Origin of the sequence: Nocardioides jiangsuensis (assembly GCF_019679455.1) — a bacterium.
GTDB classification, from domain to species: Bacteria; Actinomycetota; Actinomycetes; order Propionibacteriales; family Nocardioidaceae; genus Nocardioides_C; species Nocardioides_C jiangsuensis.
Genome location: NZ_JAIEZQ010000001.1, coordinates 843778 through 861853, shown reverse-complemented (window position 1 = coordinate 861853; position 18076 = coordinate 843778). Strand labels below are relative to the sequence as shown.

Genomic DNA, 18076 nt, shown 5'->3' with positions numbered 1-18076 from the left:
GTCCGAATCACCTCGCCGCTTCGCGCCGCGGCGCCCCGAGGCGGTCGAGGATCTGCAGACCCTGCTTCATCTGCAGGGCCGACCACTCCGCGTCGGTGTCGCCCACCCCGAGCAGCAGGTGGAAGGACCGGGCATCCGCGCGGAGCCCGATCACCATGCCGTGGCCGACCTCCGCCTGGCGCGGCTCGTGCCAGCAGGTCTCCTCGCCGTCCGCCAACGCGACCCAGGCCGCCACCGGGCCGTTGCGCACCCCCCGGAAGGACCGCCCGCCGAAGCGGCGCGCGCCCCGCCGGCCGCGGCGCAGCAACGCGTAGTAATCGGTGGAGAGGCAGACGTCGACGTCGAGGGCCGGGTGCTCGGCGGGCAGCCGGTAGGCCACGAGCAGGGCGGTGCTCGCGGAGCCGAGCACGATCCGCTTCCGGGCACCGCGGAGCGTGCTGCCCTCCTGCACGTCCACGAGGTCGGCCACGACCGCGTCCCCGGTCGAGGTCACCACGACCTCGTACCGGTCGTGGACGAAGCCGACGTCGGCGAGGGCGCCCGGGTGGTTCGCCGGCTGGTCCATGTACCGGTTCAGCGGCTCCTGCCAGTTCCAGTCGTCCGACGGGTTTCCCACCACCAGCGCGCCGCCGCTCTCGGAGCGGGTGGCCAGGTAGACCAGCCTCCCGCCGTGCTCGGGGGACAGCACCGCGAACAGCCGGCCGTTGGCGACGACCAGCTCCCGTTCGCCGTCGCCGTCGAGGTCCACCAGCTCGGCGACCGCCCCCTGCTCCTCCGAGGCGAACCACCGGGCCGCGGCGACCAGCACGCCGCACGTCCGGGCGTGGCTGCCCAGCGCCCGGGACCACGGGGCCAGCGGGACACCCGGCGCGGCCACGTCGTGCCAGGCCGTCTCGTACGTCGACGCCATCAGGTGCTTCCACGCCAGTGAGACCAGCCGGGGCTCCGCGTCGTCGCGCTCGGCGGCCCGGATCAAGGAGTGCGCGCGGTCGAGGTTCCGCCGGTACGGCGTCCACGCGGCGTCGCGGGTCCAGCCGTGGTAGTCCTCGCCGGCACGCCACTGCTGCGCGAGCTCGACGAACGTCCCCGGCTCCACGGCACGCTCGGCCGCCGGGCGGCGCCGCTCGGCGAGCCAGCTGGGCAGCGCGACGGGGGCCAGCCTGGGCTGCGCGACCAGCCAGCGCAGGAACGACTCGTAGTGCTCCAGCGCGCTCGCGTCCCACGGCCCGACCCCGGCCGTCTTCTCGAGGTCGTCGGCGTAGACCAGCACCGTGTCGTCACCGGGGGCGGTGGAGATGTCGGCCATCCGGCCCAGGCTGCGCCAGTGCGTCTGGCCGGCCGGCGGGACCCAGTAGCGCAGTCGGGTCGACATCGGTACCACCTCGAGGCCCCTGCTGCCGACGATGCGGTACGGCCGCAGCGCGTCGGCCGGCGGAGGCGCGGCCGGGTCTGCGAGGTCGAAGAGCTCGCGGTCGCTGCCGCCGTACCCGCCGTCGGCGGGGTAGAGCAGCCGGTCGTCGAGCAGCACGTAGCGGTAGCCGCCGTTGGGCAGGTCCGGGCTGGTCAGCAGCTCGGAGAGCCGCTCGGTGCGCCACACCCGCTCGGGGACCCAGCAGACCTGCAGCTCCTCGGGCGGGCAACCCAGGTGGTGCTCGTAGAGCCAGAACAGCTCCTCGAGCTGGCGACGGTTGAGCTCCTCGCCGAACTCGGTGAGCACGTTCTCGGAGTAGGTGCCGCCGACGAGCGTGAGCATCCCCGAGGCGCGGAGGTCGCGCACCAGGTGCAGGAACGACGGGTGGTGCCAGGCGGCCGCCTCGACCAGGGTGCCGGACAGGTGCAGGCTCGCCGGGACGCGGTAGCGGACGTGCAGCCGGAGCAGGGCGGCGTAACCCTGGAGCAGCGAGGTGAGCCCCTCGCGGTCGGTGTACCCGTCGGTGATCAGGTACTGGTTCGCGTGGTGGACCAGCGCCAGCGGCAGCGGTGCGGGCGCGGGTCGCGCCTGCGTCGGGCCGGCCGGCGTGCGCGGGGCCCGCGTGGAGGCGGCCGGCGTCCGGGCGGCCGTCGCGGGGAGGGTTGGCGCGCCCCGCGGCCCGAGCGTGACGGGCGCCCGGGCCAGTCGCTTCCGCAGGGCGGTCCGGTAGAGCGCCGCGTACTCGTTGACCGGCGCCCGCCAGGAGAAGTCGGCGGCCATCGCCCGGCGCTGCAGGCCCTGCCAGGCCGGGGTCCGCCGGTACACGCCGAGCCCGGTGTCGATCGCCTGGAGGAACGAGCTGGCCCGGCGGTGCAGGAAGACGAAGCCGAGCCCCCGGTCCGGGTCGGCGGCGTAGTCGACGATGGTGTCGACCATGCCGCCGGTGTGGCGGACGACGGGCACGGCGCCGTAGCGCAGCGCGATCAGGGGGGTCAGGCCGCACGGCTCGAACTTCGAGGGGGCGAGGAAGAAGTCCGACCCGGCGTACACCCGCCGGGCCAGCCCCTCCTCGGCAGTGGGGTGGAAGGCGACGCTGTCCGGGTTCCGGCGCGCGGCCGCCGCCAGGTCGCGCCGGTAGCGCCGGTCGCCCTCGCCCATCACGACGACCTGGCCGCCCCGGGCCGCGATGTCGTCGAGCACCGAGCAGACCAGCCCGACGCCCTTCTGCTGGACCAGCCGCGCGACCATGCCGAACAGCGGCCGGTCCGGCGCCACCCCGAGGCCGCTGTCCGCCTGCAGGCTGCGCTTGTTGGCCCGTTTGCCGGGGACGAAGGTGCCGTCGTACTGCACGTCGATCCACGGGTCGTGCTCGGGCGTGAACTCGCGGTAGTCGACGCCGTTGAGGATCCCGCGGACGTCGTCACCGCGGGCCCGGAGCAGGGCGTCCATCCCCGCGCCGTGCTCGGGGCTGAGGATCTCGGTCAGGTACCGCGGGCTGACCGTGCTGACCTGGTCGGCGAACGCGATTCCGCGCGAGAGCAGGCTCCCGGCGGGAGGCAGCCCGATGGTCTGGTCGATCGAGGCGCCGACCTGTCCCTGGTAGGCGATGTTGTGGATCGTGAACACCACCGCGGTGCGCTCGAGTGCCTCCGCGTGGACGCCGTACCGCGCTTCCTGCGCGACCAGACCGCAGTGCCAGTCGTTGCCGTGGATCACGTCGGGACGCCAGTCCGGGTGCGCAGCCAGCGCCGCGACGGCCTTGGAGAACAGCACGAACGGCAGCACGTCGTCGTCGTGGTAGCCGTACGGCACGTCGGTGTCGAACCAGCCGTCGCAGCCCACCGTGTAGACCTCGACGCCTTCCCGGCTGGCCAGCAAGGAGACGTGGACGCGCTCGGTGACCGGGCCCATGCGGACGTCGATCGAGAGCACCCGGCGACCGGCCAGACCCCGGTAGCCGGGGAGCACCACGCGCACCTCGTGACCGAGCCGGGCCAGCTCCTTGGGCAGCGCGTCGCTGACGTCCGCCAGCCCGCCGACCTTGGCGAAGGGATAGGCCTCGGCCGTGGCGAACAGGATGCGGTTGGAGCGTCCTGCGGCGCCATCCGAGGTGAGTGGGTGGGTGCTGGTGGGGTCCCCCGACATCGTGCGCGGCCTAGCCCGGACGCCGGAGGGGATGCAAGGTCGAACACGACGGACACATGGCTTCTCCCGAGATAGAAGCTGCGAGGCTTCCCAGCATTCACCAGTCGGTCACCTGCTGGCCATGGCGAAACCGGTGTGCAATGCGACGCCCGAAGGGGCTAGGGGGACTAGGGAAACCACTTTGCCGGGCGCGGTGTACCACGCCGACGCCGTCCGGTCCCGTGACCTCTCGCCGGTCGGCCGGCGTGCCCGGCGACTTGTCCGGGCGGCCAGACTTGACGCATGAGCAAGCGTCCCCGCGTCCGTGCCCCCGAGCTGCGTGGCCGAGCCTGGTTGAACACCGGCGGCCGGGAGCTCGCGACCACGGACTTCCGCGGTCGATTCCTGCTGCTCGACTTCTGGACCTTCTGCTGCGTGAACTGCCTGCACGTCCTCGACGAGCTGCGCCCGCTGGAGGAGAAGTACGACGGAGAGCTCGTCGTGGTCGGCGTGCACTCGCCGAAGTTCGCGCACGAGGCCGACCCGGACGCGCTGGCGGCGGCCGTGGAGCGCTACGAGGTGGCGCACCCGGTGCTCGACGACCCCGAGCTGGAGACCTGGCAGGCCTACACCGCCCGGGCCTGGCCCACCCTCGTGCTCGTCGACCCGGAGGGCTACGTCGTCGCGCAGTACGCCGGCGAGGGCCACGCGCACGCGGTCGACGCCCTGGTCGCCGAGCTCCGCGTCGAGCACGCGGCCAGGGGGACCCTGCAGCCGGGCGACTCGCCCTACGTCCCGCCTGCCCCCGAGCCCCGTGAGCTGCGCTTCCCGGCCAAGGCGGTCCGGCTGCCGGGCGGCGGCTTCCTGGTCGCCGACGCCGGCCACCACCGGGTCGTCGAGCTCGCCGCCGACGCGGAGAGCGTCGTACGCCGGATCGGGTCCGGCTCCCGCGGGCTGGCCGACGGCCTGCCGCCGGAGGCGTCCTTCAACGAGCCCAACGGGCTGGTCCTGCTGCCCGCGGACGTCGCCGCCCGGGCCGGGTACGACGTGGTGGTCGCGGACACCGTCAACCACGCGCTGCGCGGCATCGACCTCGAGTCCGGCGAGGTGCGGACCCTCGCCGGCGACGGGGAGCAGTGGATGCAGGGCGGCACCACCGCCTCCCTGTCGAGCCCGTGGGACGTCGCCTGGTGGCAGGACCGGGTCTGGGTCGCGATGGCCGGCATCCACCAGCTGTGGACGTTCGACCCGGTGACCGGTGAGGTCGAGGTGGCCGCCGGTACGACGAACGAGGGGCTGCTCGACGGGCCGTTCGACCGAGCGTGGTTCGCGCAGACCTCGGGCTTCGCCGTCGACGGGGACCGGCTGTGGCTCGCGGACAGCGAGACCTCTTCGCTGCGCTACGCCGAGGCCGGCGTCGTGCACACCGCGGTCGGCAGGGGGCTGTTCGACTTCGGCTTCCAGGACGGTCCCGCGGCGAAGGCGCTGATGCAGCACCCGCTCGGGGTCACGGCGCTGCCGGACGGCTCCGTCGCGGTCTGCGACACCTACAACGGCGCCGTACGCCGCTTCGACCCGGCCACCGGCGAGGTTTCCACCCTCGCCGTCGACCTGGCCGAGCCCAGCGGCGCGGTCCTCGACGGGGAGCACCTCGTCGTGGTCGAGTCCGCGGCGCACCGCCTGACCCGGGTCCCGCTCGGGGCGGTGGCCCGCTTCGACGGGTTCGCGCACACCACCCGGCGGCCGGTCACCGAGATCGGCGAGGGGGACCTCGAGCTCGTCGTGTCGTTCGAGCCGCCGCCCGGGCAGAAGGTCGACGACCGGTTCGGGCCGCCGGCGCAGCTGCTCGTCTCCGCGACGCCGCCGGCCCTGCTCCGGTCCGGGGACGGCCGTGGCGCCGACCTGACCCGGACCCTCGGCATCGACCCGGTGGTCGGCGAGGGGGTGCTGCACGTCGCGGCCCGCGCCGCCTCCTGCGACACGCACGGCGGTGAGGGAGCCGCCTGCCACATGCACCAGCAGGACTGGGGCGTGCCCGTCCGGGTGGTCCCCGGAGGTGCGCAACGTCTCGTCCTCCCGCTCTCCGGACGGTCAGAGGTATGACTTTTCGCTGGTAGAATTCGACCCAGCCAAGGTCTCGACTTTCCACCGGGACCTTCTTTGTCGCCCGGTGTGGGTGCGCGGAGCAGGATCTTCACTTGCCGCGCAGGACCAGTGATCGGGTGCCGAGCGTCTCGCAGGCTCACCGGACCACGCCGTGGCATCCGTGCTAGGACGCGCCCGACCACATCTGGAGCTCTCCCCCGTGACTGACGTTCAGTCTGTTGACCCGACCCTGCCCTCCGCCGGGAACGACGCCGCTCCCGGCTTCGGCACCCTCGACCTCCCCGAGCAGCTCGTCAGCGCGCTCGCTCGCCAGGAGATCACCCGCCCGACCCCGGTCCAGGCCGCGGTCGTCCCCGACGCCCTCGCCGGCCACGACGTGCTCGGCCGCGCCCAGACCGGCTCCGGCAAGACGCTCGCGTTCGGCCTGCCGATCCTGGCCAAGCTCGCCGGTGAGCGCAGCCGTCCCAAGCACCCCCGGGCGCTGATCATCGTGCCGACCCGCGAGCTCGCCACCCAGGTGCGCCGCTCGATGGAGCCGCTCGCCGAGGCGCTGCGCCTCAAGCTGACGACCGTGTACGGCGGGACGCCGTACGACCGGCAGATCAAGCAGCTGCGCAACGGCGCCGACATCGTCGTCGCGACCCCCGGCCGCCTCGACGACCTGATCGAGCGGGGTGCCTGCCGCACCGACGACATCGCGATCACCGTCCTGGACGAGGCCGACCACCTGTGCGACCTCGGGTTCTACCCGATCGTGGACGCGCTGATGGGCCAGACCCCCGACGGCAGCCAGCGGCTGCTCCTCTCCGCGACGCTCGACGGCGACGTGGACCGGCTCGTGCGCAAGCACCTGCGCTCGCCCAAGCTGCACGAGCTCGACGCCAACGAGGGCTCCGTGACCACCATGGAGCACCACGTGATGGTGGTCGGCGGCTTCCGCGACAAGATCTCCGCCACCACGAAGCTGGTCGAGGCCAACCCGCGCTCGATCGTCTTCACCCGGACCCGTGAGGGCGCCACCGAGCTCGCCGAATCGATGACCGAGTCCGGCATCGAGGCGGTCGACCTGCACGGCAACCTGTCGCAGCGGGTCCGTGAGCGGAACCTGCACAAGTTCTCGACCGGCAAGGCGCAGGTCGTCGTCGCCACCGACGTCGCCGCCCGCGGCATCCACGTCGACAACGTCGGCCTGGTGATCCACTACGACGCCCCGACCGACGCGAAGGCCTACCTGCACCGCTCCGGCCGCACCGCGCGTGCGGGCGAGTCCGGTGCGGTCGTCACCATCACCACCCCGCGCCAGCTCGACGAGATCGTCCGGCTCCAGTCGCGCGCAGGTGTGAAGCCGCGCCACCACGACATCCGCACCGCCCCGCAGCCGATGACGGCCGAGGCGCTCGCGGTGTCCGGTGAGCAGGCTCCGCCCGCACGTCGGGGCGCCCCGGCCCGGAGCGGCGGCGCGCGCGGCGGGTACCAGGGCAACCGCGACCGCGGTGGCTACCAGGGCAGCCGTGGTGGTTACCAGGGCGGCCGCGAGGACCGTGGTGGTTACCAGGGCGGCCGCGAGGACCGTGGTGGTTACCAGGGCGGCCGCGAGGACCGTGGTGGTTACCAGGGCAACCGCGACGACCGCGGCGGCTACCAGGGCAACCGCGACGACCGCGGCGGACGCCCGGACCGCGGGTACCGTGGGGCGCGTGATGAACGAGGGGATGCCCGCCAGGACCGGTACGGCAACAGCGACCGTGGCCCGGTTCGCCGGGAAGGCCGTTTCGGTGCTGGTTCCGCTGCTGGTGATGATCGTCGTCCTGTGCGCGAGGACCGCGGGTCGTACCGTGACGACCGTCGTGAGGACGACGGCCGTCCGGCTCGCCAGGGCGCGGGCTACCGCGGGGAGCGCACCGACCGCGTAGGCCGCACCGACCGTCCCGAGCGCGCCGACCGTCCGGAGCGCGGCGACCGCCGCGAGTTCGTCTCCCGCGACCGCCGTACCGACTCCCGCCCCGACAGCCGCTCCGCCCGCACTGACCGACCGGACTTCCGCGACCGCGGCTTCCGTGCGGACCGCCCCGAGCGCAGCGAGCGGTACGACCGCGCCGAGCGTCCTCAGCGTTCCGTCCGGCCCGACGTCCGCGAGCGCTCGAGCAGCCGCCCGGCGGACGCCACGGAGCGCATCGACGGCGCGCGCAAGAAGCCGCGCTGGTCGCAGACCGGCAGCTGACCGACGCACGGCTGCGGTCGACCACACCGGCCGCACATGCAAAGAACGCGGGGCGAGGACATGAGTCCTCGCCCCGCGTTCTGCGTGTGTGCGGTGGCGCCTACGGGGTCACCGAGTCACCGCGGCGGGCCCTCGTAGCGGCGCTCCTCGACGTGCTTGCTGCGACCTCGCTGGGCGTTCATCACGAGCGCCAGGACGATGGCCAGCGCACCGACCACGACAAAGATCCACCCGAGTGCCACGTCGTCCACGAAGCCGATGTCGACGTTGATGACGCCCAGCAGCAGGATCAGGCCGACTACCAGGAGTACGACGCCCAGACCGATGCCCATGTTTCTCTCCTCAAGTTCAGCGGCGACCGGAGTCGCCCTCGTGACGCGTGCGTGGCCGCAGCGTCGTCTCTGGCCTATGAGTACCCGCGAACGGCGCCCGTCAATCACCTGTCGACCGAGGCCGGGTAGACCGCGAGGGCCGCCCCACCGGCAGCGGTGGGACGGCCCTCGTCGGGTTCGAAGCGCCCAAGCGGTGCTCGGACCGGGGACGACGCGAGACGCCGGCGCCTAGAAGGCGTCCTCCGCGAGGTCCATCAGCCCGAGGTCGGTGGCCTCGGCGATGGCGCGCTCCGACGCGATCTTCGGGAGCACGTTGCGCGCGAAGAACTGCGCCGCTGCGACCTTGCCCTCGTAGAACGCCTTGTCCTTGTCGCCGACCTCGCCGGAGAGCTTCTCCAGCGCGACCTCCGCCTGGCGCAGCAGCAGCCACGAGCAGACGATGTCGCCGAGCACCATCAGCAGCCGGCTGGTGTTGAGGCCGACCTTGTAGATGTTGCGCTGGTCGCCGCCCTCGGCGCCGGGGTCGGAGGACATCAGCTGGTTGATCAGCGCGCCGACGATGGCCTGACCGTCCTCGAGGCCCTTCGCGAGCAGCCCGCGCTCGATCTTGAGGCGACCGTTCCCGGCCTCGCTGGTGATGAACTTCTCCACCTCGCCGGCGATGTGGCCGAGCGCATGGGCCTGGTCCTTCACGATCTTGCGGAAGAAGAGGTCCTGGCCCTGGATCGCCGTCGTGCCCTCGTAGAGGGTGTCGATCTTGGCGTCGCGGACGTACTGCTCGATCGGGTACTCCTGCAGGAAGCCGGAGCCGCCGAAGGTCTGCAGCGACTCGGTCCCCAGCAGCACCCAGGAGCGCTCGGAGCCGTAGCCCTTGACGATGGGCAGCAGCAGGTCGTTGACACGCTCGGCGAGCTCGTCGCGCTCCCCGGCGTGCTCGGCCATCTGCACCTTGTCCTGCCAGGTGGCGGTGTAGATCACCAGCGCGCGCAGGGCCTCGGCGAACGACTTCTGCGTCATCAGCGAGCGCCGTACGTCGGGGTGGTGGGTGATCGTGACGCGGGGCGCGGTCTTGTCCGCGGCCTGCGAGAGGTCGGCGCCCTGGACCCGGGTCTTGGCGTACTCGAGCGCGTTCAGGTAGCCCGTGGAGAGGGTGGCGATCGCCTTCGTGCCGACCATCATCCGGGCGTTCTCGATGACCTGGAACATCTGCGCGATGCCGTTGTGCACCTCGCCGAGCAGCCAGCCCTTCGCGGGCTCCTTCTCGCCGAAGGTCACCTCGCAGGTGTTGGAGACCTTGATGCCCATCTTCTTCTCGACGTTGGTGACGTGGACGCCGTTGCGCTCGCCGGTCAGCTCGCCGGTCTCGAAGTCGAAGTGGTGCTTGGGGACGATGAAGAGCGAGAGGCCCTTGGTGCCCGGGCCGCCGACGCCCTCGACGCCCTGGGGGCGGGCGAGGACGAGGTGGATGATGTTCTCGCTCATGTCGTGCTCGGCGGAGGTGATGAAGCGCTTCACGCCCTCGATGTGCCAGGAGCCGTCCTCCTGCTGCACGGCCTTCGCGCGGCCCGCGCCCACGTCGGAGCCCGCGTCGGGCTCGGTGAGCACCATCGTGGAGCCCCACTGGCGGTCCACCATGTGCTGGGCGATGGCCTTGTCGCGGTCGTTGCCGTTGCGGTGCACCACGGAGGCGAAGCTCGGGCCGGCGGCGTACATCCAGATCGGGGCGTTGGAGCCGAGGATCATCTCGCCGATCGCCCAGTTCAGGCTGGACGGAGCGGGCTGGCCACCGAGCTCGGCGGGGAGGGCGAGACGCCAGTACTCGCTGTCCATCCACGCCTGGTAGCTCTTCTTGAACGACTCGGGCATGTCGGCGCTGCCGCTCTCCGGGTCGAACGTCGGCGGGTTGCGGTCGCTGTCCTCGTAGGAGGCGGCGAGGTCCTCGCGGGCGAGCCGGTCGACCTCGGACAGGATCGACCTGGCCGTGTCCACGTCGACCTCTTCGAAGAGCCCCTTGCCGAGGACCTCGTCGCGACCGAAGACCTCGAACAGGTTGAACTCGATGTCGCGGATGTTGCTCTTGTAGTGGCTCACTGCCCCACCTTCGAATCGGGGTACCGGCCCCAGGGGTTCCGGTCCTGGACTGCGTCCCAGCGGCGTCCGCCCCAGGGATTTACTCGTCAGTAACAAAATTATCGTACCGACCAGTAATAAAGACAAGTGGTCCCGCGTGTCCGGCCGGACGTGATCCGGACCACGCGCTCCGGGGCCCGGTCGGCCACGCCCCCGCCCTCAGCCCGGTGACAGCGCGCGGGCGGCCGCGACACGCGGGCCGACTCTATTGAGTTGACTTGGTTGCTCGGCTCTACTTAATCTACTGACTCGATAGAGAAACAATGTCGGTAGACAAACGCGACCGAGGCCTGGGGAACCGGGGACGGGGCGCGGCGTCTCCCTCGAAAGGGTGCAACTCATGCGGAACCTCATCGTGCTCGGCTTCGTGGGCCTGCTCGCCCAGCTGATCGACGGCTCACTGGGCATGGCGTACGGCGTCACGTCCTCGACGCTCCTCCTCGCCGCCGGCATCGCGCCGGCAGCCGCCTCCGCGGCGGTCCACTTCTCCGAGATCGGCACCACGCTCGTCTCGGGCATCTCGCACCACCGGCTCGGCAACGTCGACTGGCGGACGGTGAGCATCATCGCCGTGCCGGGCGGCATCGGCGCCTTCGCCGGCGCGACCTTCCTCTCCAGCATCGACGGCGACACCGCCAAGCCCTGGGTCGCCGCGCTGCTGCTCGGCCTCGGCGTCTACGTGATCTGGCGGTTCCTGGTCCTCGGCGGCCGGCGCCCGCAGTTCAAGGGGAAGCTCTCGGGGTTCTTCCTGGCTCCGCTCGGCGTGGTCGCCGGCCTGATGGACGCCATCGGCGGTGGCGGCTGGGGCCCGGTGGGCACCACCTCGCTGCTGTCCTCCGGCCGGCTCGAGCCCCGTAAGGTGGTCGGGTCCATCGACACCTCCGAGTTCGTGGTCGCGATCGGCGGCTCGCTGGGCTTCCTGCTCGCGCTCGGCACGCAGGGCATCAACTTCGGCTACGCGGCCGCGCTGCTGGTCGGCGGCGTGATCGCCGCTCCGGTCGCCGCCTGGCTCGTCAAGCACATGCCCGCCCGCGTGCTCGGCGTGGCCGCCGGTGGTCTGATCGTGCTCACCAACAGCAAGACCATCCTGGAGTCCTTCGGCGCCTCCGGGACGACGGTGGCGCTCGGGGCGCTCGTCGTCTTCGTCGCCTGGGTCTCGCTGATCGTCTGGGCCGTCAGGCAGGAGCGCGAGGCCAGGGCCGTCGAGGCCGAGCTCGACGCGATGACGGTCTGACCGGACTGCGTGGCTCGGCGGTGTGCACCCGCCGCCGGGCCACGCAGCCACCCGCCGCATCCGGCGGCGCGGTGTGCGACGGCGTGCGAGGCGGGTGCCGACGGAGAAGCCTCGCAGCGCCGAACCCGACAATGCCTAGCGATCTGACAGACTTGCGCCATGCGCGTCTCTGCCAAGTCCGACTATGCCCTGCGGGCCCTCATCGAGATCGCCGGTCGGGGCAACGGGTCCCCGGTCAGCGCCGAGGAGCTGGGGCGCCTGCAGGACATCCCGCACGGCTTCCTCCAGGCGATCCTCGCCGACCTCCGCCGGGCGGGCGTGGTGATGAGCCAGCGGGGGCAGGCCGGCGGGTGGCGCATGGCCCGCGACCCCGACACGGTCACCGTCGCCGACGTGATCCGCGCGGTTGACGGTCCGCTGGTCAGTGTCTACGGCCTCCGCCCCGAGGCCGTGTCGTACAACGAGTCCGCCGAGGTCCTCCAGCACGTGTGGATCGCGGCCCGGAGCAGCCTGCGTGACGTCTTCGAGAAGGTCACGATCCGGGCGCTTGCCGACCGCAAGCTCCCCCGGGAGGTCACCTCGCGCACCCGCGACGAGGAGGCGTGGAAGCCGCACTGACGATGAGGGAGTAGAGGCCGGATGTCCGAGCACCGTGTTCTGATCGTGGGAGGCGGCGCCGCGGGCGTCCTCCTCGCCGTCGCCCTCCTCGAGGCCGCGGCGGCCGCCGGGGCCGACCCGGTCGCGGTCACCCTCGTCGAGCGACGGGCCGAGGTCGGGCCCGGCCTCGCCTACTCCACGACCAGCTCCCAGCACCTGCTCAACAACACCGCCGGCTGCATGAGCGGCGTCTCCGGCGACCCGGACCACTTCGTCCGCTGGCTCCGCGCCCGCGGCCACGACGCCGGCGGCGACGACTACGTGCCGCGCGGGTGGTACGGCGACTACCTCACCGACCTGCTCGCCGCGGCACACGTCCCCGACGGCAGTGGCCTCGAGGTGGTGCACGGCGAGGCGATCGACCTGGTCGAGGACGCCGCCGGCGTGACGCTGGCCCTGGGCGACGGTCGGACCCTGCGCGCGGACCGGGCGGTGCTGGCCGTGGGCAACCCGCCGCCGCACCGCCGTACGACGGACCTGGCCGACGTCGTGGTCAACGACCCGTGGGCGCCGGACGCGCTCGACGGGATCGGGCCCGCGAGCCGGGTGCTGCTGGTCGGCACCGGCCTCACCATGGTCGACGTGGCCCTCACCCTGGCCCGTGACGAGTCCGCCCCGGCGATGACCGCGGCCTCCCGGCACGGGCTGCTCCCGCGCCGGCACCGGCGGGTCCCCGTGCGCCCGCACCCGGTCGGCCTCGCCGCCGAGGTCACCCTGCCGGACCTGCTGGCCAGGGTCCGGGGGGCGGTGGCCCGCGCCGAGGGGGACGGTGCCGACTGGCGCGGGGTCGTCGACGGGATGCGTCCCCGGCTCCAGGGCATCTGGCAGGCCCTGGGCGAGGACGACCGGCGGAGGTTCCTGCGCCACGTCGCCCGCCGGTGGGAGGTGGTCCGGCACCGGATGGCGCCCGGCGTCGCCGACCGCCTCGACGCGCTCCGGGCCGCGGGCACGCTCACCGTCACCACGATCGGCGAGCTCGCCGCGTCCGGAGAGCGCCCTTCGTTCACCCACGTCGTGAATTGCACCGGGCCGCAGCCCGTCTCCGCACCGGGGTGGAGCATGCTCGTGGACCAGCTCGTGCACCGCGGCACCGCCCGCCCCGACGTCCTCGGCCTCGGCCTGGACGCCGACCCGGACGGCGCCCTGCTCAGCGAGACCGGACGTGCCTCCGACCGGGTGTTCGCGCTCGGGTACGCCCGGCGCGGCACCGACTGGGAGTGCACGGCCGTCCCCGAGATCCGGGCCCACGCGGACGCGCTCGCGGCGCTGCTCTCGAGCCTCGGCGCCCGGGTCGCCGCGTGAGCGTCCCGTGCCGGGGGCAGCGTGATTTCTGGCGTCCGACATGCTTGACTATGCCCCGGGTTGAACCAGCCAGCCCGTCCGGGCGCCCCCGGAACCCTCGCACCTCGGCAACCCCCGACCGCGTGGGCAGATCGACTCGTCTCGGGGGGGACCCGATGCGCAAGCTCCAGCCGCCGTACGCCGCGTGACCACGGTCATCACCGGCCTCTACGGCCCCTTCCGCTACACGCCTGCCACCGACACCTGGTGGTGGGCCGACGACCTGTACCGCATCCACGGCTTCGAGCCCGGTGAGATCGTCCCCACCACCGCCCTGCTCGTCGCGCACAAGCACCCGGACGACGCCGCGGTCGCGTCCGCGATCATCCGCAACGCCTTCACCAGCGGCGAGCCGTTCGCCCTCTGGCACCGCATCCTCGACGCCCGCCGTCGGCTGCGGCAGGTGGTCTCGGTGGGGGACGGCCACTGGGACGACGGCAGGCTGGTCGAGATCCGCGGCTACATGGTCGACGTGACCGGCAACAAGCGGGCGCAGACCGCCAAGGACATCAACGAGGCGGTACGTCGCTCCGCGGAGTCGCGGGCCACCATCGAGCAGGCCAAGGGGATCCTCATGATCACCCTCGGCCTCGACCAGGACGCCGCCTTCGAGACGCTCAAGCGGGCCTCGCAGGAGGCGAACACCAAGCTCCGCGACCTCGCGGACAAGCTCGTCCTGTGCGTGGAGGAGACCCGCGGACGCGGTGAGGACCCGCGTCTGACCATCCGCAGCGTGCTCGGCGCGCGGGAGGCCACCGACCCGCTGGTCTGAGCGGACCGCCCCGGCCGGGAGGCCGCCGGCCGAACCGGCGAGGGGTCAGTCGCCGCCGGCGTGGTCGGCGACCCACCGGACGAACGGGGTGGCCTCGCGCCAGTCCTCCCGCACCCGGTCGAGCAGCTCGGGGGTGTGGATGAACGGCTCGAAGCCGTAGGACTTCCCCAGCGTCATCGACTTGTGGCGCAGCAGCTCGATCCGCGGGTGCTCCGCGTCGTACCCGCGCGGCGACGTCTTGAGCTTGTCGCCGCCGAGCGTCCATCCCCGGGACTCGAGGTCGGCGATCACCCGTTCGAGGTCCCGCCCGCGCCGCTCGTCGGCGATCGCGTCGCGGATCCGGGCCAGCCGCGGCCCCGACGCCTCGTAGAAGCCGACCCCGACCCGGACGCCGGGCGCGGCCACCTCGACGTACCAGCCGGTGGCCGGGCCGCGGGGCACGAACGCACCCTGGTGCGTCTTGTACGGGGTCTTGTCCTTGGCGAACCGCACGTCGCGGTAGGGCCGGAACACCTTGGCGGCGCCGAACTCGTCCTCCAGCGAGCGCACCAGCGAGGCCATCGGCGCGCGGACGGCCGACTCGTAGGTCTCCTTGTGCGCGGCCCAGAAGGACTTGGTGTTGTCGGTCTCCAGGTCGTCGTAGAAGTCCAGCGCGGCGACGGGGAAGCCGGTGAACGGCTCGGAGCCCGGGCCCGCCGGGGGCGCGGTCATCGGCCCTTCCGGCTCGGTCCGCCCGGCCGGCGCAGGGAGCGCTTGACCCGGCCGGCCACGCGGCGGGCCAGGCCCGCCTGCTCGACGTTCCCGCCGAGTCGGGCCGTGGGGCGCCGGCGCTTCAGCTCGTCGACCTCCTTGAGCAGGATGCCGATGGTGGAGACCGCCAGGTCCAGGGTCTCCTCCGGGGAGACCGCGTCCGGGTCGACGTCGCTGGGCGAGGGGTCGGCGGAGACGAGCTCGGACAGGTCGCCCACGACGTCGTACCCACGGGCCTCGATCTCGGTGACCCACCGCTTGCCCATGTCCTGAAGGAGCGGGTAGAGCGCCACCGGCGTGCTCGCCCGCGGCGAGCTGTGGTGGCGCAGGGTGTTGACCAGGTGGCCGTTGACGATCCGGCTGTAGACCCGGGGCTGGTCGGCGCGGGGGACCACCGCGTTCACCCGGCGGAGCAGGTCGATCTCGGTGATGCCGAGGGAGACGTTGGACCCGCTGCCGGGGAGGGTGAGCCTCGACGGGTCGACGCCGAAGACGCTGAGGAAGCGGTCCCAGAGCACGTGGGGGGCCGAGCCGCTCGGCGGGTTGGTGACCACGTGCACGCGCTCGGGCGGCAGGCCGGCGCCCCAGCGGGCGAGGACGTCGGGGACGTCCTGCCGGTCCCAGAACTGCTGCGCCCGGGCGGTGGACCGCCCCGGGTCGAAGGTCCGCTCGACGAACTCGGCGAAGGTGACCTTGCCGCCGTGCTTGAGGCCCTGCTGCCACGCGGCGGGGATCTGCCGGGCCAGGTCACGGGCGGTCACGACGATGTGGACCTCGGTGCCCTCGAGCTCCGCGAGCGCCGTCCGCACCTGCTCCGGCGTGGCCGACGACAGCAGCTCGTGGCTGATCACGCTGGTGCCGTCGAAGGCGCGCGCCCGCCGGCACAGCCGCGCCCAGGTCCCGTCGAACTCGCCGGCGCGGTGCCCCCACTGCTCCTCGATGCCGCGGATCTCGAGCGTCGCGTGGTACATCTCCGCCGGGTACTGTGCCGGGAAGAGGACGCCGAGCTCCCGCAGGGTCTTGCTGTTCTCCCGCATGCCTGCCTGGAGGAACGACGTGCCGCTCTTGGGCACGCCGACGTGGACGAAGACGCGACGGCGGGCGGGGTTGGTGACCATGCCCGGAAGGATAACGGGCGCGGTCGGACCCGCCGGGGGCGCCGAGGCCTGGGTGCCGCCCGGACGTCGACGCCGGACGAGGGAGATCAGCAGATGCGTGCCGTGGTCGTGGAGCGGACGGGTGGACCCGAGGTCCTGCAGGTGCGGGAGTGGACGACGCCGGAGCCAGGGCCCGGGCAGGTCCGCGTCGACGTGGCCGCGTCGGGCGTGAACTTCATCGACGCCTACGAGCGCGCCGGCGCCTACCCCAAGGAGACCCCGTTCGTCGCGGGCTCCGAGGGCGCCGGCACCGTGTCCGCGGTCGGTCCGGGCGTCGACGACGTCGCCGTCGGGGACCGGGTGGCCTGGGCGATGGTCCCCGGGGGCGGCTACGCCGAGCAGGTCGTCGTTCCCGCGGAGCGGGTGGTGCCCGTGCCCGTCGACGTGGACCTCGACATCGCCGCGGCGGTGGTGCTGCAGGGGATGACCGCGCACTACCTGTGCGAGAGCACGTTCCCGGTCGCGCCCGGGCACACCGTGCTGCTGCACGCCGGGGCCGGTGGGGTGGGCCTGCTGCTCACCCAGATGGTCGCCGCGAAGGGCGCCACGGTGCTCGCCACCACCTCCACGGAGGAGAAGGCCGCGCTCGCGCGAGAGGCCGGGGCGGCCGAGGTGGTGCTGTACGACGACGTGGACCTCGCCGCGGAGGTGCGCCGGCTGACCGGCGGGCGGGGCGTCGACGTGGTGTACGACGGGGTGGGCCGGGCGACCTTCCAGGCCGGCCTCGACTCGCTCGTGCCCCGGGGGATGATGGTGCTCTTCGGCGCCTCGAGCGGCCCGGTCCCGCCGCTCGACCCGCAGGTGCTCAACCGCAAGGGCTCCCTCTTCCTCACCCGACCCTCCCTGACGCACTACATCGCGGAGCGCGACGAGCTGCTCACCCGCGCCCGCGACGTGTTCGCCCTCGTCGGGTCCGGCGCGCTGTCGGTGCGGGTCGGCGGGCGGTACCGCTATGCCGAGGCGGGCCGGGCCCACGCCGACCTGGAGGGGCGCCGTACGACGGGCAAGGTGCTGCTCGTTCCCTGAGGGGAGGCGGCCGGGTCAGCCGGCGAGGCCGACGTAGAGCATCGCACCCACGACCAGCGGCACCCCGGCCCAGGCGATCAGGTCCGAGCGGGAGGCGACGAGCAGGCCCAGCTCACGGTCCGCGCGGCCCCGGCCGAGCGCGTGCTCCGCGGCGACCACCCGGGTCAGGCCGGTGCCGGCGACCACGATGTTGACCAGGCAGCCGAGGCAGAACAGGCAGAGCACGCCGATGGCGAACGCGGACTGCTGCATGTACCAGACGACGAAGCCGGTCATCCCGAGCGTCACACCGAGCAGGAGGCGCAGGTAGCGGTCGGGGAAGCGGGCGCCGAGCACGCCGGCGAGGCCGCTGGTGGCGAGCATCGCGAAGACCGGCAGGGCGACCAGCGAGTTCGGGACGCCGAGGGCCGACGACTGCCAGTGCGAGAAGACGCTGCTGCACGACACCACCGCGCTGATCTCGCACACCGTCAGCGAGTCCGGGTCCGCGGCCCAGGCGATGCGCTCCAGGGTCTGCCAGGAGGCGGTGACGACGCCGGCCAGCCCGCCGAGCAGCATCACCGCGTACCCGCTGCGTGCCCGCCGGCTCCTGGCGGGACGCGGCGGGTGCGCGGCCGCGTGGGCGTGCGACGAGGAACGGCTCGGTGTGGTGGTCATGGTGTGCTCCCGGCTGACGTGGTCTCTGCCACGAGCATCGTCGGGGCGCGGCCGCGACCCAGGGCCGTTGGGCCCGGCCGGGAGCCGCGAAGGGCCCTTTGGGTGGAAATGTGAGCGGGACACGGGGCGTCAGGGGCGACGCCCCGTGTCCCGCGGTC

At 72.9% G+C, this 18076-nt stretch carries 13 protein-coding genes; 7 read left to right on the top strand and 6 right to left on the bottom strand.

The features are described from left to right. Positions 1-7 precede the first annotated feature (7 nt). Complete coding sequence (locus K1X13_RS04030) at positions 8-3556, bottom strand: glycogen/starch synthase (RefSeq protein WP_221023720.1); 3549 nt, start codon at positions 3554-3556, stop codon at positions 8-10. Between the two features lie 282 nt (positions 3557-3838). On the opposite strand from K1X13_RS04030, the gene K1X13_RS04025 reads away from it, so the two are divergent. Together K1X13_RS04025 and K1X13_RS04020 are read left to right on the top strand one after the other, a co-directional pair. Beyond that, positions 3839-5638, top strand: coding sequence for an NHL domain-containing thioredoxin family protein (locus K1X13_RS04025; RefSeq protein ID WP_221023719.1), 1800 nt, complete (start codon positions 3839-3841; stop codon positions 5636-5638). 202 nt (positions 5639-5840) lie between these two features. Next, positions 5841-7862, top strand: coding sequence for a DEAD/DEAH box helicase (locus tag K1X13_RS04020; RefSeq protein WP_221023718.1), 2022 nt, complete (start codon positions 5841-5843; stop codon positions 7860-7862). 116 nt (positions 7863-7978) lie between these two features. Here K1X13_RS04020 and K1X13_RS04015 read toward each other — a convergent pair whose 3' ends face one another. Beyond that, positions 7979-8194 carry a DUF6458 family protein gene (locus tag K1X13_RS04015; RefSeq protein ID WP_221023717.1) on the bottom strand — a complete coding sequence of 72 codons (216 nt, stop codon included), beginning with the start codon at positions 8192-8194 and terminating at the stop codon, positions 7979-7981. Positions 8195-8422: 228 nt separating this feature from the next. Beyond that, positions 8423-10285, bottom strand: coding sequence for an acyl-CoA dehydrogenase (locus K1X13_RS04010; RefSeq protein WP_221023716.1), 1863 nt, complete (start codon positions 10283-10285; stop codon positions 8423-8425). A 379-nt stretch (positions 10286-10664) separates the two neighbouring features. On the opposite strand from K1X13_RS04010, the gene K1X13_RS04005 reads away from it, so the two are divergent. The 4 genes from K1X13_RS04005 (at position 10665) to K1X13_RS19565 (ending at position 14328) form a co-directional block, all read left to right on the top strand. Beyond that, a complete protein-coding gene (locus K1X13_RS04005) occupies positions 10665-11558 on the top strand; it encodes a sulfite exporter TauE/SafE family protein (protein ID WP_221023715.1) in 894 nt (297 codons plus the stop codon). Between the two features lie 159 nt (positions 11559-11717). Continuing rightward, positions 11718-12176 carry an RrF2 family transcriptional regulator gene (locus K1X13_RS04000; protein ID WP_221023714.1) on the top strand — a complete coding sequence of 153 codons (459 nt, stop codon included), beginning with the start codon at positions 11718-11720 and terminating at the stop codon, positions 12174-12176. A gap of 21 nt (positions 12177-12197) precedes the next feature. Continuing rightward, positions 12198-13517 carry an FAD/NAD(P)-binding protein gene (locus K1X13_RS19310; RefSeq protein WP_221023713.1) on the top strand — a complete coding sequence of 440 codons (1320 nt, stop codon included), beginning with the start codon at positions 12198-12200 and terminating at the stop codon, positions 13515-13517. A 184-nt stretch (positions 13518-13701) separates the two neighbouring features. Next, positions 13702-14328, top strand: coding sequence for a PAS and ANTAR domain-containing protein (locus K1X13_RS19565; RefSeq protein WP_221023712.1), 627 nt, complete (start codon positions 13702-13704; stop codon positions 14326-14328). Positions 14329-14373: 45 nt separating this feature from the next. Here K1X13_RS19565 and K1X13_RS03985 read toward each other — a convergent pair whose 3' ends face one another. Both K1X13_RS03985 and K1X13_RS03980 read right to left on the bottom strand, forming a co-directional pair. Continuing rightward, on the bottom strand, positions 14374-15039 hold the full coding sequence (locus tag K1X13_RS03985; protein WP_221023711.1) for a DUF2461 domain-containing protein: 666 nt from the start codon (positions 15037-15039) through the stop codon (positions 14374-14376). Beyond that, entirely contained in the window at positions 15036-16196 is a 1161-nt protein-coding gene (locus K1X13_RS03980) for a hypothetical protein (RefSeq protein ID WP_221023710.1), read from the bottom strand. The genes K1X13_RS03985 and K1X13_RS03980 overlap by 4 nt, the downstream gene beginning before the upstream one ends. Positions 16197-16289: 93 nt before the next feature. Between K1X13_RS03980 and K1X13_RS03975 the strand changes: the two genes are divergently transcribed. After that, complete coding sequence (locus K1X13_RS03975) at positions 16290-17261, top strand: quinone oxidoreductase family protein (RefSeq protein ID WP_221023709.1); 972 nt, start codon at positions 16290-16292, stop codon at positions 17259-17261. A 15-nt stretch (positions 17262-17276) separates the two neighbouring features. Here K1X13_RS03975 and K1X13_RS03970 read toward each other — a convergent pair whose 3' ends face one another. Then, positions 17277-17918, bottom strand: a complete 642-nt coding sequence (locus K1X13_RS03970; protein ID WP_221023708.1) for a vitamin K epoxide reductase family protein — start codon at positions 17916-17918, stop codon at positions 17277-17279. Positions 17919-18076 lie beyond the last annotated feature (158 nt).

What these genes read in the sequence shown, in the direction of transcription:
- K1X13_RS03970 (WP_221023708.1), bottom strand. Translation starts at nt 17,918, where the DNA reads ATGACCACCACACCGAGCCGTTCCTCGTCGCACGCCCACGCGGCCGCG.
- K1X13_RS04015 (WP_221023717.1), bottom strand. Translation starts at nt 8,194, where the DNA reads ATGGGCATCGGTCTGGGCGTCGTACTCCTGGTAGTCGGCCTGATCCTG.
- K1X13_RS04025 (WP_221023719.1), top strand. Translation starts at nt 3,839, where the DNA reads ATGAGCAAGCGTCCCCGCGTCCGTGCCCCCGAGCTGCGTGGCCGAGCC.
- K1X13_RS04005 (WP_221023715.1), top strand. Translation starts at nt 10,665, where the DNA reads ATGCGGAACCTCATCGTGCTCGGCTTCGTGGGCCTGCTCGCCCAGCTG.
- K1X13_RS03975 (WP_221023709.1), top strand. Translation starts at nt 16,290, where the DNA reads ATGCGTGCCGTGGTCGTGGAGCGGACGGGTGGACCCGAGGTCCTGCAG.
- K1X13_RS03980 (WP_221023710.1), bottom strand. Translation starts at nt 16,196, where the DNA reads ATGGTCACCAACCCCGCCCGCCGTCGCGTCTTCGTCCACGTCGGCGTG.
- K1X13_RS03985 (WP_221023711.1), bottom strand. Translation starts at nt 15,039, where the DNA reads ATGACCGCGCCCCCGGCGGGCCCGGGCTCCGAGCCGTTCACCGGCTTC.
- K1X13_RS04030 (WP_221023720.1), bottom strand. Translation starts at nt 3,556, where the DNA reads ATGTCGGGGGACCCCACCAGCACCCACCCACTCACCTCGGATGGCGCC.
- K1X13_RS19310 (WP_221023713.1), top strand. Translation starts at nt 12,198, where the DNA reads ATGTCCGAGCACCGTGTTCTGATCGTGGGAGGCGGCGCCGCGGGCGTC.
- K1X13_RS04000 (WP_221023714.1), top strand. Translation starts at nt 11,718, where the DNA reads ATGCGCGTCTCTGCCAAGTCCGACTATGCCCTGCGGGCCCTCATCGAG.